At 57.3% G+C, this 15864-nt stretch carries 16 protein-coding genes; 8 read left to right on the plus strand and 8 right to left on the minus strand.

What is annotated here, in order from left to right; genetic code table 11:
- Positions 1-12 precede the first annotated feature (12 nt).
- From FY034_RS10130 to yhbY, 3 genes are read right to left on the minus strand one after another with little or no spacing between them, the layout of a single operon-like run.
- Positions 13-387 (minus strand): YraN family protein, encoded by a 375-nt coding sequence (locus FY034_RS10130; RefSeq protein ID WP_416222783.1) that lies wholly within the window; start codon positions 385-387, stop codon positions 13-15.
- The gene (locus FY034_RS10135) at positions 387-1949 is read right to left on the minus strand and encodes an aldehyde ferredoxin oxidoreductase C-terminal domain-containing protein (protein WP_265550140.1); all 1563 of its coding nucleotides are present in this window, start codon (positions 1947-1949) and stop codon (positions 387-389) included. The genes FY034_RS10130 and FY034_RS10135 overlap by 1 nt, the downstream gene beginning before the upstream one ends.
- A 10-nt stretch (positions 1950-1959) precedes the next feature.
- Positions 1960-2259 (minus strand): ribosome assembly RNA-binding protein YhbY, encoded by a 300-nt coding sequence (yhbY, locus tag FY034_RS10140; RefSeq protein ID WP_265550142.1) that lies wholly within the window; start codon positions 2257-2259, stop codon positions 1960-1962.
- A 213-nt stretch (positions 2260-2472) separates the two neighbouring features.
- Here yhbY and shc point away from each other — a divergent pair, with 213 nt between their 5' ends.
- The 6 genes from shc (at position 2473) to FY034_RS10170 (ending at position 10409) form a co-directional block, all read left to right on the plus strand.
- On the plus strand, positions 2473-4527 hold the full coding sequence (gene shc, locus FY034_RS10145) for a squalene--hopene cyclase (RefSeq protein ID WP_265550144.1): 2055 nt from the start codon (positions 2473-2475) through the stop codon (positions 4525-4527).
- A gap of 83 nt (positions 4528-4610) precedes the next feature.
- Positions 4611-5600, plus strand: coding sequence for a hopanoid-associated sugar epimerase (hpnA, locus tag FY034_RS10150; protein ID WP_265550146.1), 990 nt, complete (start codon positions 4611-4613; stop codon positions 5598-5600).
- A 10-nt stretch (positions 5601-5610) separates the two neighbouring features.
- On the plus strand, positions 5611-7479 hold the full coding sequence (dxs, locus tag FY034_RS10155) for a 1-deoxy-D-xylulose-5-phosphate synthase (protein WP_265550148.1): 1869 nt from the start codon (positions 5611-5613) through the stop codon (positions 7477-7479).
- Positions 7480-7625: 146 nt separating this feature from the next.
- Complete coding sequence (hpnH, locus tag FY034_RS10160; protein ID WP_265550150.1) at positions 7626-8627, plus strand: adenosyl-hopene transferase HpnH; 1002 nt, start codon at positions 7626-7628, stop codon at positions 8625-8627.
- A 213-nt stretch (positions 8628-8840) separates the two neighbouring features.
- A complete protein-coding gene (locus FY034_RS19050) occupies positions 8841-9029 on the plus strand; it encodes a hypothetical protein (RefSeq protein ID WP_416222784.1) in 189 nt (62 codons plus the stop codon).
- A gap of 6 nt (positions 9030-9035) precedes the next feature.
- Positions 9036-10409, plus strand: a complete 1374-nt coding sequence (locus FY034_RS10170; RefSeq protein ID WP_265550154.1) for a TatD family hydrolase — start codon at positions 9036-9038, stop codon at positions 10407-10409.
- Positions 10410-10441: 32 nt separating this feature from the next.
- Here the strand turns inward: FY034_RS10170 and FY034_RS10175 are convergent, their stop codons facing one another.
- The 4 genes from FY034_RS10175 to FY034_RS10190 are packed head-to-tail and all read right to left on the minus strand — an operon-like array spanning position 10442 to position 12795.
- On the minus strand, positions 10442-10900 hold the full coding sequence (locus FY034_RS10175; protein ID WP_265550156.1) for a hypothetical protein: 459 nt from the start codon (positions 10898-10900) through the stop codon (positions 10442-10444).
- Between the two features lie 5 nt (positions 10901-10905).
- Positions 10906-11319, minus strand: a complete 414-nt coding sequence (locus FY034_RS10180; protein ID WP_265550157.1) for a DUF350 domain-containing protein — start codon at positions 11317-11319, stop codon at positions 10906-10908.
- 32 nt (positions 11320-11351) lie between these two features.
- Positions 11352-12473, minus strand: a complete 1122-nt coding sequence (locus tag FY034_RS10185; protein ID WP_265550159.1) for a glutathionylspermidine synthase family protein — start codon at positions 12471-12473, stop codon at positions 11352-11354.
- 4 nt (positions 12474-12477) lie between these two features.
- Positions 12478-12795 (minus strand): hypothetical protein, encoded by a 318-nt coding sequence (locus FY034_RS10190; RefSeq protein ID WP_265550161.1) that lies wholly within the window; start codon positions 12793-12795, stop codon positions 12478-12480.
- A 104-nt stretch (positions 12796-12899) separates the two neighbouring features.
- Between FY034_RS10190 and amrS the strand changes: the two genes are divergently transcribed.
- Together amrS and FY034_RS10200 are read left to right on the plus strand one after the other, a co-directional pair.
- A complete protein-coding gene (amrS, locus tag FY034_RS10195; protein ID WP_265550164.1) occupies positions 12900-13913 on the plus strand; it encodes an AmmeMemoRadiSam system radical SAM enzyme in 1014 nt (337 codons plus the stop codon).
- 53 nt (positions 13914-13966) lie between these two features.
- The gene (locus FY034_RS10200) at positions 13967-14428 is read left to right on the plus strand and encodes a PaaI family thioesterase (protein ID WP_265550167.1); all 462 of its coding nucleotides are present in this window, start codon (positions 13967-13969) and stop codon (positions 14426-14428) included.
- On the opposite strand, the gene FY034_RS10205 is transcribed toward FY034_RS10200, so the two are convergent.
- Complete coding sequence (locus FY034_RS10205) at positions 14414-15790, minus strand: sigma-54-dependent transcriptional regulator (protein ID WP_265550169.1); 1377 nt, start codon at positions 15788-15790, stop codon at positions 14414-14416. The genes FY034_RS10200 and FY034_RS10205 overlap by 15 nt on opposite strands.
- Positions 15791-15864 lie beyond the last annotated feature (74 nt).

Below are 15864 nucleotides of genomic sequence, written 5' to 3' on the forward strand. Positions count from 1 at the left end.
AACTGATCTCCTTCAATAGGCCAGATCAAAGGCATTGGGTATATGTTCAATCCTGGGCGCAACACCATCTTGCAGCAAAACGGCGATCACGTCAAACCGTGCCGGACAGTCATGCCGCCTGTTTTTTGAGAGCCACGCCAGCGCCCCTTTGCTGATCTGATGCTGTTTACGCGGCGTAACCGCTAGTTGCGGCAGGCCGTAGGTCAGGCTGCGGCGGGTCTTGACCTCCACAAAGACGATGCAGCCATCCCGATCTTTGGCCACGATATCGACTTCACCGCCACGGCTGCGAAAATTACGTTCCAGTAGCGAGTAGCCCCTGCTGACCAGGTACTCTGCGGCGGCCCGTTCCCCCAGTTCACCAACAGCCTGATTGCGCTGCCCGATCAAAGGCACTGAGCTGCCCTGATCCGGTGATAGGCTGCCAGCTCCTGTTCAAAACGTTGCTGGTCAAGTGGTGCCAGTCCATTGGCTGATTCCGTAAAGAATCGTTGCGGCAGGTTATCGTCGGCAGCAGTAAAACCGCACTGCTGGTTAAACAGCCGTTCCTGCTGGACAGTCCGGCGCCCGATCCTGATCAGATCAGCAGGGCTGTACCCCTGACCAGCAACCGCTGACAGCAGGGCTGCCAACTCTTCCAGCTCAACCGCTGCAGAGGCAAACCGGCAGAGTGACAGGCAATCTACTGCAGCATTGGCATCCTCAAACATGGCAATCACTCTGGCCTTGCCATCAAAGGAGAAACGGTCAGTGGGCACCGGCTTGCGCAGGATCTCCGAGGCGATCGGCCAGGCAGGCAGATGGCTGCCACCATGGGGAGAAGTGGCATAGGCCAGGGCCAGACCGGTTGAGGCACGGGGATCATAGGGAGGCAGATCAAGCCCCTTGACAGTCATGGCCGTTTCTCCTGCAGTCGCTATTTTTTCAGAGCCATAAGAGACCGGATCAACCCCCTGATCATGGCACCAGCTGCACAGCTCAATGATCTGCTCCAGATCGTCCAGACCACACAGGCCGCCAAAGGCCGCCAGCTGGTCATACTCCGGCAGCAGCGTTCCATCTGACACAATCCGTTTGCAAGCCACCGTACAGTCATAACAGCCACCTGGCTGCGGATGAAACCGTTGCTGCAGGGCATGGGCGTTCCAACGGGTCTCGTCGCCGGTGAATGAGGCAAAATGTCTGCCCGGCAGCATGCCGCGCTGTTTCAGCAGATCCACCAAGGCTGAAGTACCATGTTCGCGAATACCTAGTGGCCCAAGCAGAAACGGCGAGGCACGAAAGAGCCGCATCAGGTCCTCCAGGGCCTTGTCAAAACCGGGTTGATCAGCAATTGCCGCTGTTGCCGGACCGGTTTTCAATACAATCCCTTTCAGCCTTTTGCTGCCCATCACCGCACCAAGCCCGCCACGACTGAACGGTTCACCGGATGTTGTTTCAACAGAGGCGTACAGCACCTGCTGTTCTCCAGCAGGTCCGATAACAGCTGCAGCGCCAACCTTGCCCAACTGCTGCATGGCTGCCTCACAACCAAGCCCCCAAAACTGGTCCGCCGGCACAAGCTGCTCGCCATCTTGGCTTATTTCAAGCAAGCAGGGGCTGGCTGCCCTGCCCTGCACCAGAATCGCTGTCAGACCGGCACCCAGCAGGCAAGGCCCCAGAGGACCGCCACTGGTACTACTGAAGATGGTTTTGGCAAGCGGAGAACAACCGGTCAGCACACAACGGGAGGACATCGGGACTGGCGTGCCGCACAAAGGTCCGATGGTCAGTACCAGCGGCATCTCAGGACTGAGCGGATCAAGGTTGGCATACTCCTGCAATAAAGCCGCCCCCAGCCCTCTCCCCCCCAGCGCAGCGGTCATGACCTCTGCAGAAAGCTGCTCACGAAAGCACTGCCCGCTTGTCAGGTCAACCCGTACAATCTGTCCGCCAGCAGTTCCAGCCATGACCTGCACGCTACTCCTGACCGGTCGGGAGCACAATCACCGGCTTCACTGCAGCACGGTACAGCAGGAAGGTCTTACCCAGCACCTGGGCAATATCCGAACCGGTGGCTTCCGACAGCGCCTCCGCAGCCTCGTGGCGATCGAGCATACAGTTTTCCAGCACCTTTACCTTGATCAACTCATGGCAGGCCAGGGCGGCCTCGGTTTCGGCAATCAAGGCCTCATCAACCTCTTTTTTACCGATCAGAATAACCGGTTTCAGGCTGTGTCCCAATCCACGCAGATGACGTTTTTGTTTTCCCGTTAACATAATAAGCTCAAATCCTTTCACACTGAAACATCAGAAAGTAGGATATAGCACACCCCGCAAGTCCGGCACCAGCAGAATCCTGCACAATCCAACGGACTTTCAGCAAAGAGTGTGTACATTTTTTTACTATTGTGCTACAAAAACTCTGTTTATCGTCATCATGGGCTGCATATTCAGCAGCACATATCTGCCTTCAGGAGAAGCATCAACCCTATGAAGTCAAGCAAATACCCGATTTCCCACGCTCTGACATCGTTTAATCATACCACGGCAGCACCAGTGGAAGCTCCGGCCGCCATCAGTGTCAAGAGCCCCGCAAAAGTCCACCGCCTTCCCTCCTCCATCTGGAAAAAGATGGAAGGCAGTGCAGGCAACCCTCTGGATAAGGCCGTTGAACTGACCCGTGACTTTTTCTTTCGCGAGCAGTTGCCGGATGGCTACTGGTGGGCGGAACTTGAGTCAAACGTCACCATCACGGCAGAGTACATCATGCTGTTCCACTTCCTTGGCATGGTTGACAAGGATAAAGAGCGCAAGATGGCCAACTACCTGTTGCGCCAGCAGACCGAGGACGGCTTCTGGACGGTCTGGCACAACGGCCCGGGCGACCTTTCCACCACCATTGAAGCCTACTTTGCCCTGAAGCTGGCCGGCTACCCGGCTGACCATATCGCCCTGCGCAAGGCCCGTGACTTCATCCTGGCCAATGGCGGTATTCTCAAATCACGCGTCTTTACCAAGACGTTTCTGGCCATGTTCGGCGAGTTCTCCTGGCTGGGTGTCCCCTCCATGCCGATCGAACTGATGCTGCTGCCTGACTGGGCCTACCTGAACGTCTATGAGTTCTCCAGCTGGGCCCGTGCCACCATCATCCCCATGTCGGTGCTGATGGCCAACCGCCCGGTCTATAAACTACCGCCCCATGCACGGGTACAGGAACTATACGTCCGTCCGCCACGCCCCACCGACTACACCTTTACCAAGGAAGATGGCATCTTCTCCCTGAAGAACTTCTTCATCGGCGTGGATCACCTGCTTAAGGTCTATGAATCAAGCCCGATCCGCCCCTTTAAGAAGCAGGCAACCGAAAAGGTTGAACAATGGATCCTTGAACACCAGGAGAAAACCGGCGACTGGGGCGGCATCCAGCCCGCCATGCTGAATGCCATCCTGGCGTTGCACTGTCTGGGTTATGCCAACGATCATCCGGCAGTGGCAAAAGGGTTGGAGGCCCTGGCCAATTTCACTATTGAAGACAATGATTCCTTGGTACTGCAGTCATGCATCTCACCAGTCTGGGATACGGCGCTGGTACTGCAAGCCATGCAGGAGGCCAGTGTTCCTTTGGATCACCCGTCCCTGATCAAGGCATCCCAGTGGCTGCTTGACCGCGAGGTACGGATCAAGGGGGATTGGAAGATCAAATCCCCGGACCTGGAACCGGGTGGCTGGGCCTTTGAATTCCAGAACGACTGGTACCCTGACGTGGACGACTCAACAGCCGTGATGATCGCCATCAAGGATATCAAAGTCAAGAACACCAAAGCCCGTCAGGATGCCATCCGGCGCGGTATTGACTGGTGTCTGGGGATGCAGAGCGAAAACGGCGGCTGGGCTGCCTTTGACAAAGACAACACCAAGCATATGCTGAACAAGATCCCCTTTGCCGACCTTGAAGCGTTGATCGACCCCCCCACTGCTGATCTGACCGGCAGGATGCTGGAGCTGATGGGCAATTTTGGTTATTCCAAGGACCATCCCCAGGCGGTCAGCGCCCTGGAGTTTCTGAAAAACGAGCAGGAGCCGGAAGGCCCCTGGTTTGGCAGATGGGGCGTCAACTATATTTACGGCACCTGGTATGTGTTGATCGGGCTGGAGGCGATCGGCGAGGATATGACCAGCCCCTATATCAAGAAGTCGGTCAACTGGATCAAGTCCCGGCAGAACCTGGACGGCGGGTGGGGCGAAGTCTGTGATTCATACTGGGACCGCACCCTGATGGGTTGCGGCCCCAGCACCGCCTCCCAGACCTCCTGGGCCCTGATGGCCCTGATGGCTGCCGGCGAAGTCAGTTGCCAGGCGGTTGAGCGGGGCATTCAGTATCTGCTGGCAACCCAGAACAGTGATGGTACCTGGGACGAAGAGGCCTTTACCGGCACCGGGTTCCCCAAGTATTTCATGATCAAGTACCATATTTATCGCAACTGCTTCCCGCTGACCGCACTGGGCAGATATCGCCGCCTGACCGCAGGAACGCACGCGCAGTAGCAGCTACCGGCAGTAACAGCCACGTACGGGAAGCCCCGCTGTTGCAAGACGGGGCTTTTCCCATTCTGGAGAGACGACAGACCATGAAGGCTTTTGTCACCGGCGCCACCGGATTTATCGGCGCCAGCATAGTACGGGAACTGCTGAAGGATGGGCACAAGGTTCGTGTGCTGGCCAGGAACGGCTCTAACACCGCCAATCTTCAGGGGCTGGATGTTACCATCCTGCAGGGTGATCTCCATGATCAACAGCAGCTTGAACAGGGCATGGCCGGTTGCGATTGGGTCTTTCATGCTGCTGCCGATTACCGGCTCTGGTGCCCTGAACCACAGGCCATGTACCACGCCAATGTGGATGGCACCCGCACCCTGCTGGCTGCAGCCCTTGCTGCCGGTGTGACACGGGTGGTCTACACCAGCAGTGTCGGCACCCTGGGAAATCCCGGCAATGGGACGCCAGGCACAGAAGAGACGCCGGTCAGCCTGGCCGACATGGTGGGAGACTATAAAAAGAGTAAGTTTCTGGCAGAGCGGGAAGCGGAAAAATTCGTTGACAAGGGTCTTGGCCTGATTATAGTCAACCCTTCCACCCCGGTGGGACCGTTTGACATCAAACCGACCCCGACCGGCAAGATCATTGTGGATTTTCTGAACCGCAAGATGCCGGCCTACCTTGATACCGGCCTGAATCTGATCGCCGTGGAAGACTGCGCCAGGGGCCATATCCTGGCAGCGGAAAAGGGGCGGATCGGCCAGAAATACATCCTTGGCAACCGGGATCTCACCCTGCGTGACATCTTCAGCATGCTTGAGCAGTTGACCGGTCTTGCAGCCCCCAGGGTGCGTCTGCCCTACAGACCGATCCTGCTGGCTGCCTATGCAAATGAAGCACTTTCACGGCTGACCGGCAAAGAACCGCTGATCCCGCTGGCCGGTGTGCAGATGGCAAAGAAATTCATGTTTTTCGATGCATCCAAGGCAGTACATGAACTGGGACTTCCCCAGACTCCGGTAGAAGAGGCGCTCCGGCGGGCTGTTGACTGGTTCCGCTCCAATGGCTATGCCTCTGCATAAGGAAACCGCTATGTTACTTGAAACCATACAGAACCCTGCTGACCTGAAAAAACTGACACCGGAGCAACTCCCGGATCTGGCTGAAGAGATCCGCTCTTTTCTGCTCTCCACCGTGTCGGAAACCGGGGGTCACCTGGGGTCAAACCTTGGTGCCGTCGAGCTGTCCCTGGCCCTGCACTACTGCTTTACCACCCCGCAGGACAAGATCGTCTGGGACGTTGGCCATCAGGCCTACACCCACAAGCTGCTGACCGGCCGTCGGGATCGCTTTGCCACCCAACGCCAGTACAAAGGGATATCCGGCTTCCCCAAACGGTGCGAATCAGAGCATGACGCCTTTGGAGTGGGGCACGCCTCCACCTCCATCTCGGCTGCCCTGGGCATGGCGGTTGCCGACAACCTGGATCAGAAGAAGAATAATGTGATCGCTGTCATCGGTGATGGTTCCCTGACCGGCGGGATCGCCTTTGAAGGCCTGAACCAGGCCGGTCATCTCAAGAAAAACCTGATTGTGGTGCTGAACGACAACGAGATGTCCATCTCTAAAAACGTCGGCGCCTTTTCCGCCTTTGTCTCCCGCAAGATGACCACCCGCCACTTCCGTGAGCTGAAGAAGGAGATGAAGGAGCTGCTGACCAGCATCCCGGCCTTTGGCAAGGATATCCTCAAGTTTGCCCGCCGGGCTGAAAACTCGCTCAAGGGATTTCTGACACCCGGCGCGCTGTTTGAGGCCCTGGGGTTTGACTACATCGGCCCGATTGACGGCCATGACCTGCCCGGCCTGATTGAGGTCTTCAACAATGCCCGTGAATTTGACGGCCCGCTGCTGCTGCATGTCATGACCACCAAGGGCAAAGGCTACCGTCCGGCCGAAGAGACACCGGATAAATTCCACGGTGTGGGGGCCTTTGATCTCTCAACCGGCAAGGCGCCGGCCAAGTCATCCACCCTCTCCTACACCGAGGTCTTTGGACGCACCCTGGTCGATCTGGCCAAGGAGGATCCCAAGATAGTGGCCATCACCGCCGCCATGCCGGACGGTACCGGCCTGAACTTCTTCAGCGAAGCCCTGCCGGAGCGCTTCTTCGACGTGGGCATTGCCGAGCAGCATGGCGTCTGCTTTGCCGCCGGACTGGCCGCTGACGGTTTCAAACCGGTCACCGCCATCTATTCATCCTTCATGCAACGGGCCTATGATCAGGTCTTCCATGATGTCTGTCTGCAGAACCTGCCGGTGGTGATCGCCATGGACCGCGGCGGTCTGGTGGGTGATGACGGCCCGACCCACCATGGCGTGTTTGATCTCTCCTTCATGCGGCATCTGCCCGGCCTGACCTTTATGGCCCCCAAGGATGAAAACGAGCTGCGTCACATGCTGAAGACCGCACTGGAGCTGAAAGCCCCGGTGGCCCTGCGCTACCCCCGCGGTGCCGGCTACGGCGTCCCCCTGGACAAGAAACTGGAATGCCTGCCGATCGGCAAAGGGGAACTGCTGCGGGAAGGCACTGACCTGACCATTGTCGCCATCGGTTCAACGGTGATGCCCGCGGTCAAGGCCGCTGAGCAGCTTGCAGAGCAGGGGATCAGCGCGAGTGTGGTGAATGCCCGTTTCATCAAGCCGCTGGATGCCGATCTGATCCTTGCTCAGGCCAGGACAACCGGCAGGATTGTGACGGTTGAAGAAAACGTCCTGCAGGGCGGTTTTGGCAGCGCCGTACTGGAACTGCTGCAGGACAACGGCATGGCACAGGTCAGGGTCAAGCGGCTCGGCATCCCGGACCAGTACATTGAACAAGGAACCCAGGCACAACTCCGCAAGGATGTGGGGATTGATGCCGAAGGCATAGCAACGGCTGCAGCAGCATTTTTCCATCACTAACCACAACAACAGCAGTGTCAATTTTTCAATGAGTTCAAGATGTTTAAGGAACTGCGCGGAGGCGTGCTGAAAATGTACGCCGCACAAGCGGTTCCGCAAAACAACGAAGAAATCGCGGAAAAGTGTCACTGCCACACGAGGATTACATGCGTTTCCCCTGGCGTTTGAATTACGATTTGACCAAGTACATCATCAAAAACAACCTCAACAAGGTTGAAAAGTACCCGCTGGTATTGATGCTGGAACCGACCCACCTCTGCAACCTGACCTGCTCCGGCTGTGGACGTATCCGGGAGTATGCCAACACCATCAACGACATGATGTCGCTGGAGGACTGCCTGAAGTCGGTGGATGAGTGCCCGGCACCGGTGGTCACCATCACCGGCGGCGAGCCGTTCCTGTACCCCCATATCTATGAGCTGGTACAGGGGATCCTGGACCGTGGCCGCCACATCATGTTCTGCACCAATGCCGTGCTGATGGAAGAGTCCATCAAAAAGATGCAGCCCCACCCCAACCTGACCTTCAACGTGCATATGGACGGCCTGGAGCAGACCCATGACCGTATCCTGGAGCGTAAAGGCTGCTTCAAGACCGGCATGGCTGCCATCAAGGCAGCCAAGGCAAAGGGTTTCCGGGTCTGTACCAACACTACCATCTTCACCGACACCGATCTGGTGGAGATTGAGATGCTGTTCCAGCAACTGGAAGAGCTCGGGGTTGACGGTATCCTGGTGGCACCCGGCTTCAGCTATGAAGCGGTTGAAGAGGAAAAGCAGTTCCTGGTGCGCCTGGAAATTGAGAAGAAGTTCCGGCAGGTCTACGAGATGAGCAAGAAGCACCGCTTCTGGTCTACCCCGATGTACCTGCGTTTCCTGAAGGGGGAGAAAAAACTGCAATGCACCCCCTGGGGCAACCCGACCCGCAACCCCCAGGGCTGGAAGGCCCCTTGCTACCTGATCACCGACGGTCACTACCCCACCTTCAAAGAGATGATGGAGCAGGTCGATTGGGACAGTTATGGGGTGGGCAAAGACCCCCGCTGTGCCCAGTGCATGATGCACTGCGGCTTTGAACCCACTGTCGTGACCGAGGTGGGCAAGAGCCCCAAAGACATTCTTGAAATGCTGCTCTGGAACCTGTCTTAGAAGCCTGATTTGGTGATGTTGCCCGCCATGAGAAACTTCATTCTGTACCTTCTGTTCATACTGGCCATAGCCGCCTTCTGCCCCCATCAGGCAGAGGCGGTTCAGCCCAAAGCCCACCAACTCCTTTACCCTTCAAGCAAACGGGTCGTCATCTTTGTTGCCGATGGCTGAGGCTTCTGTGCCAAGGCGGAAAGTTATTTCGCCACACATGGAATTTCCTATGAAGCGCGGGATATCCAGCAGGAACATCGCTGGTACCAGGAATGGCATGATCATTTTCATGGCGATATTGTCCCACTGATTGTTTTTGACAATGGCAAGATAATCGTAGACGGCTTTGACGTGAGAGAGATCGATCGCGCCTTGAAAAAGCGGGGAATCAGGCCTAAAACCAGGAAATAAGCTACTATGCCAACCCTTATTGATAGCCACTGCCATATTTATTACGATGACTTCCAGCACGATCTGGCGCAGGTGTTTGAACGGGCCGAGGCTGCCGGGGTCAAAGGGATGATCGTGGTTGGGGCAGATCCGGTCACCAGCCGCCAGGCGGTTGAGATCGCTGCCGGCCACCCCGCCCTCTTCTGCACGGTGGGCATTCACCCCCATGATGCTGCCGGGGTTGATGAGGCCGCCGTCATGGCGCTGGAAGAACTGGCACGGACCAGCCCCAAATGCGTTGCCATCGGCGAGATCGGCCTTGATTTCTATCGCAACCGTTCCCCCCGTGAGGATCAGGAACGGGTCTTCAGACGTTTTCTGCAGATGGCAAAAAGGCTTGATAAACCGGTAGTGATCCATGACCGTGACGCCCATGCCGAAACCCTGGCCATGATCAAGGAGGCTGGCGTTACCCGTGGGGTGATGCACTGTTTTTCCGGCGATCTGGCCTTTGCCCGACAGTGCCTTGAGCAGGGCCTGCACCTCTCCATCCCCGGCACCATCACCTACCCCTCCAATGAGCAGTTGCGGGAAGTGGTGCGTAACGTCCCCTTGGAGCGTTTCCTGCTGGAGACTGACTGTCCCTATCTTTCGCCGGTGCCCCACCGCGGCAAGCGCAATGAACCGGCCTACACCCGTATCACCGCTGAAAAGGTGGCCGAGTTGCGCGGCCTGACTGTCGAGGATGTCGGCCGGATTACCACCATGAATGCCGGTCGCCTGTTCGGTATCCCGCTCTGGGATGAATCAACCAAGATCGCCTACCGTATCCGCAACTCGCTCTACCTGAACATCACCAACCGCTGTTCAAACCAGTGTACCTTCTGTGCCAAGTTTGACGAGTTTACCGTTAAGGGACACAACCTGTTGCTGGACCACGAGCCGGGCTTTGAAGAAGTGATGGCTGCCATCGGCCAGCCAGAGGATATTCATGAGGTGGTGTTCTGCGGTTTTGGGGAATCACTGCTGCGGCTGGATCTGGTCAAACAGGTGGCACAGGCCCTGAAACAACGGGGCTACCCGGTCAGGATCAACAGCGACGGTCAGGCCAACCTGGCCCATGGACGGAACATCCTGCCTGAACTGGCCGGGCTGGTTGACAGCATCTCGATCAGTCTCAACGCGCCTGACGCCGCAACCTACGGCAGGCTCTGCAACACCCCCTTTGGTGAAGCAGGCTGGCAGGGGGTCTGCGATTTCCTGCGGGAGGCGCCCCGCTATATCCCTGATGTGACCGCAACCGCGGTCACGATCCCCGGCATAGACATTGAGGCCTGCCGCAGAGTAGCTGAAGGGCTGGGGGTAAAGTTCAGGGTGCGGGAGTACGCCGAGGTAGGGTAGCATCCCCCCTGACAAGGGGGGAATGAAGGGGGTTAAAGCCCTTTCTGCTCTGCCTGATGCTCCTCATAGATCCGCTTCAGGTAGGTATGCGAAACGGTTTTCCTAAACTCTTTCTTAAAGTGATCCGACAACTGTCGCCATGACAGCCCCTCCTGCTCACGCAAACGAATCAGCTCGGTCAGATAGCGTTTTTCAAGTGCGGCCCGCAGCCGTTTTTTGTACGGCTTGTGCTCACGGACCGGCTGCGTCACCTGTGGTGCCTGCTCTATCCAGATCTGTTTCAAGACCGCCAGAAAGGCAGCATAGCCGGCCTCGCCGCCCCGGCTGGGGGCCACCCTGCCCAGGGCAAGCCACTCCTTGAACAGCTCACGCTGCCGGCGATGCACCTCCACCCGCAACTCTTCATCAAGCCGGGCATACAGTTCGCCAAGTGCCGCACGCTGCTCAGCGCTCAGGCCGGTCAGGATCTCTATGGAGCGATGATCGTACATACGCTCTAGTAGGTCATGCTGGCGGCATTCAACAGGCCGATGGCAGCCGAGAAGAAGGCCAGCAGTGTGGCGGCAGCAACCTGGTTATCCTCAATCTGCTTGACTAGGTCCTTGAAAATGACCCGCACAATGGAGAAAACCAGTATCTGCACCACCATGGCCACCAGGGCCCAGATCAGCATATCCAGAAAACCGACACTGTGGGTGATGGCACTGTGCAGCGGCAGCACAAAACCGATGAAGGCACCGCCGAAACTGATGGCAGGGGCGGTTTTGCCTTCCCGCACCAGCTTCAGCTCGTCGTACGGGGTCACCTTGCAGTAGATGGTGCAGAACACCAGCAGAAAACAGAGCGCTGCAACAAAGTACTTGCCAAAATCAATCAGGCCTTGAAAGGAATCCAGCTGCAGTTCGTTCATGACTAACCTCCGTTAAGTCTGATACTGAAAGATCAGTTAAAATAGTGGGGTACAAACCTGCTGGCATTGGTGGTGACCAGTTGCCGGTCCTCACGGATGCCGATCCCGGCAGATTCACCGGCCACAATCCAGGAGCCGATCACCGGATAGTTGCCGTCAAAACAGGGGATCTGCGCCAGCTGCTGGTACACCGGCGCCTTGCCGCCATAGCTGCCCTCAACCTCATGCACCTGACCGTTACGATGTACGGTCACGTTTTCACCCTCACGGGAAAGCAGCGGTTTGGTGACATAATTATCCCTGAACGGTCCGGCCTCAAAACCGGCCCGCAGCAGGTTTTCATGCCCTTCAAACAGCTCCCACATGATTGCCAGCAGCCCCTTGTTGGACAACAGCATCTTCCAGGCCGGTTCAATCAAGCGCATCCGGGCTGTTGCCAGTTTACGGCCGAAATACTCATTTACCAGCCACTCCCAGGGATACAGCTTGAACATGAGATCAATCGGCCGGTCCTCCAGGTCAACAAAACGCCCTGCCACCTCTTCAAAACCGATATCGTTCATAAACAGCTGGGACGTGGTCAGTCCGGCCTGGATGGCCGTATCCCGCAGGTATTCCAGATTGCCAAAATCCTCCGGCGCATCAGCCACACAGGAGAAGTGCACCGTTGACCCGATCCGCATCCCTTTCCAGGCCTCTATCAGCCGTTCATGGATCGAGTTGAACTGGTCGGCATCGGGGTAGAGATCCTTCAGCCAGAACCATTGGATCACGCTGGCTTCCAGCAGAGAGGTGGGAGTATCGGCATTGTATTCCAGCAGTTTGGGCGGTGTATGGCCATCGTAGGCCAGGTCAAAGCGGCCATAGAGCGAAGGCTCATCCCTTTCCCAGGAATCAACGATTAGCGGAACCGCATGGGGCGGGATCTGCAGCTTATCGAACAGGTCTTTGTCGATGACATGCTGGGCAGCCTCAATGCAGCGTTCCTGCAGCTCATTGGTGGCATCTTCCAGCAGATCGATCTCGGCGCCGTCAAAACGGTAACAGGCCGTCTCATCCCAATACGGCTCGTCATCAATGGTATGGTACGCCATCCCCTGGGACTCAACACTCTGCTGCCAGTTTATGCGGGGCGGACGGCTGATCCGTTGCATCCGGCTAGCCTCCGAAAGAGGAGTGGAAGGAGGAAAGGCTGCCAAAACCGCCCCGTGAGACTGAAACCGTCCGGATGGAACGGCTGCCCTGACCGGGGTAGGTACGCCCCATGCTAAAACGGGGGCCGTAGAAATAGCCGTGGCTGTAGTTACGATCCCCCTGCTTCATCTCCTCACAGTTTTTGGGATCGTTGCCCCAGTCATCCAGGCAGTCCTGCTTGTTTTTATAGACGTGCCGCTCCTCCTTTTTACCGCAACCGCCAAGGGCCAGCATGCCGCCAATCAGGACCAGCGATATCTGCAGGGTGCTTCGTCTGCGCATAGGTCGCTCCAACAGATGTACTTGTCAACCGGTTTGCATTCAGCTGACTATCGGGTATAGATATACCAGTAAACAGTATTCTCGCAAGCACTGGGAGTATTTTTATGGAAAATGCACTCTGTTTTGAAACACAGGAGCGCACTACTGTTCAGTGCCACCTTTGCCGGCACCACTGCACGATTGTTGATGGCGGTCGCGGCATCTGCCGGGTGCGTGAAAACCGGGGCGGGCAACTGTACTCACTGGTTTCGGGCCTGATTGTGGCAGAACATAGCGATCCAATTGAGAAAAAACCGCTTTTCCATGTCCTGCCCGGTTCGCACTGTTATTCCGTTGCCTCTGTGGGCTGCAATTTCCGCTGCCTGCATTGCCAGAATGCCGATATTGCCAAGTATGATGACCAGGGAAGCGGCCAGATGCCGGGCCGCCCGCTTCCGCCGGCTGAACTGGTGCGTCGTGCAATGGCCAGCGGGTGCCGTTCGATTGCCTACACCTACACCGAACCGACGGTCTGGTTCGAACACGCCCTGGCAACCGCACGGCTGGCAGCGGAAGCCGGCCTCTACAACATCTTTGTCACCAACGGCTACATCAGCTCAGAGGCCCTGGGGATGATCGCACCGGTGCTGCATGCCGCCAATATCGACCTGAAGGGGTTCAGCAGCGGCTTTTACCAGCGTGTCTGCGGTGCACAGCTGAGCGAGGTACTGGACTGCATCAGGGACTACCGCAGACGCGGCATCTGGATTGAGATCACCACCCTGGTGATACCGGGAGAAAATGATGACATGGAACAACTGAACGGCATTGCCCGGTTCATTGCCGATGAGTTGGGGCCGGACACCCCCTGGCATGTCTCGCGCTTTTTCCCCTGTTATCGGATGCCGGACCACCCTCCCACCCCGCTCAGCTCGCTGGAGCGGGCAGTTGAGGCCGGTGTCCGGGCCGGCCTGAAGTACATCTACGAAGGAAACGTGACCAATGGCCGGGAACAGACCATCTGCACCGCCTGCGGAGCAGTACTGATCGGACGCCGCGGCTATACGCTCACACAGCTGAACCTGCGGGATGGTGCCTGCGCCAGCTGCGGAAAACCGCTGGCCGGGATCTGGGGGTAGAAAAACAAGTGCGAAGAGTGAAGGTTGAAGGATGAAAGGATTGAGGAGTTACCATGTTTGAAAACATATATGATCTTCCGGTTAACCAAGACGAAGAACTGCCGTTTCAGCTGCCGGAATGGATCGCTACAGCACCGTTTGAGGAGTTCCTTGGCATGACCATCCACGAGGCCAAAAACGGCAAGGCGGTGCTGAGTATGCCGTTCAAGGCAGCGCTCTGCCAGGGCAAGGGGCTGATGCATGGCGGGGCGGTGGTCGCGCTGGCAGACACCGCCCTGGCCATGGCAATCAAGAGTCTGCTGCCCGAAGGGACTGATTTTGTGACCATCAAGCTGGGACTGGAGTTTCATGCCCCGGTACGTTGGGGGCGTGTGCGGGCCGAGGCCAGGGTGACGGATCAGGAGGACCGGAATATTGAGGGGATGACGGAGATCATGACCGAGGAGGGGATCAAGGCCGCCACCTTCAAGGCCACCTTCAGGATCAGGGGGCAGCGCTCCTCAGTTAATTTCTAACCGCTTCATCTTTTCAACCAGGGTTGTACGGTTCAGCCCCAGCAGGGCAGCGGCCCTGGCCTTTACCCCATTGGACATCTGCAACGCCTTACTGATCATCTTGCGTTCAAGCTCTTCAATGGCAGCCGGCATATCAATCCCTTCCGGCGACAGATCAAGGCAGACCCCTTTGGGGCGTTCGGATGCCTCGGTAATCTCAACCGGCAGGTCATCGGGCCCGATGCTGTCCTGCTCGGTCAATGCCACCAGCCGTTCCACCACGTTTTCAAGCTCGCGCACGTTACCGGGCCAACGGTAGCGCTCCAGCGCATCGAGGGCCGGCTTGTTGAGGCTCATCAAAGGCCGTCCCATCAGGTGGCAGAACTTGTCCAGAAAATGGCTGACCAGCGGCAGCAGGTCTTCACGCCGTTCACGCAGGGGCGGCAACTGCAGCGGAATGACATTCAGGCGATAGAACAGGTCTTCACGGAAACTGCCCTGCCGCACCTGGTCTTCAAGGTCGGCATTGGTGGCGGAGATCACCCGCACGTCCAGCTTGATCGGCTTGGTGGAGCCGACCCGCTCCACCTCCTGTTCCTGCAGTACCCGCAACAGCTTGGATTGCAGGTGCATCGGCATGGTACCGATCTCATCCAGGAAGATGGTGCCATGGTTGGCCGCCTCAAACTTGCCGATCTTGTCCCGCACCGCTCCGGTAAAGGCCCCCTTGGCATGGCCGAACAGCTCGCTTTCCAGCAGGCTTTCCGGGATGGCGCCACAGTTGACCGCCACAAAGGCATGCCCCTTGCGACGGCCATTGTGGTGTAACGCCTTGGCAACCAGTTCTTTACCGGTGCCGGACTCACCGAATATCAGCACCGTTGAATCCGTCTTGACGATCCGCTGCATCCGTTCAAACAGGCGCTGCATGGCAGCAGAGCCGCCGATGATGCTGCTGAACTGAAAACGCTCCTGCAACTGTTTACGCAGGTAGACGTTTTCCGACAGCAGGCGCTGCTTTTCACAGGCCTTGGCAATCACGATCTTCAGCTCTTCAAAATTGACCGGCTTGGTTATGTAGTCAAAGGCCCCTTCCTTCATAGCCTGCACGGCGGTCTCGGCAGAGGCATGGCCGGTAATCACCACCACCTCCAGCTCCGGGGCAACCTGCCGGATCTCCCTTAAAATCTCAATGCCGTTTTTGTCAGGCAGGAACAGATCGACCAGCACCAGGTCGGCCCGCCCCTCATGCACCAGCGCCACCCCCTGCGCGCCGTTCTCGGCGGAAAGCGGTGCAAATCCGGCCTTCTTCAGCAGCAGCTCCATCACCTGCCGCCCCGGCTCGTCGTCATCAATGATAAGAATTCGTGTCAATTCACTCATGCCCATGGATTCCGCCTGCGTCAGGTTAGTGCCCGTACTATGGCACACTCATCCAAGCTGCTGCAATGATTTAT

The organism is Trichlorobacter lovleyi (assembly GCF_015239775.1).
Lineage (GTDB): Bacteria > Desulfobacterota > Desulfuromonadia > Geobacterales > Pseudopelobacteraceae > Trichlorobacter > Trichlorobacter lovleyi_B.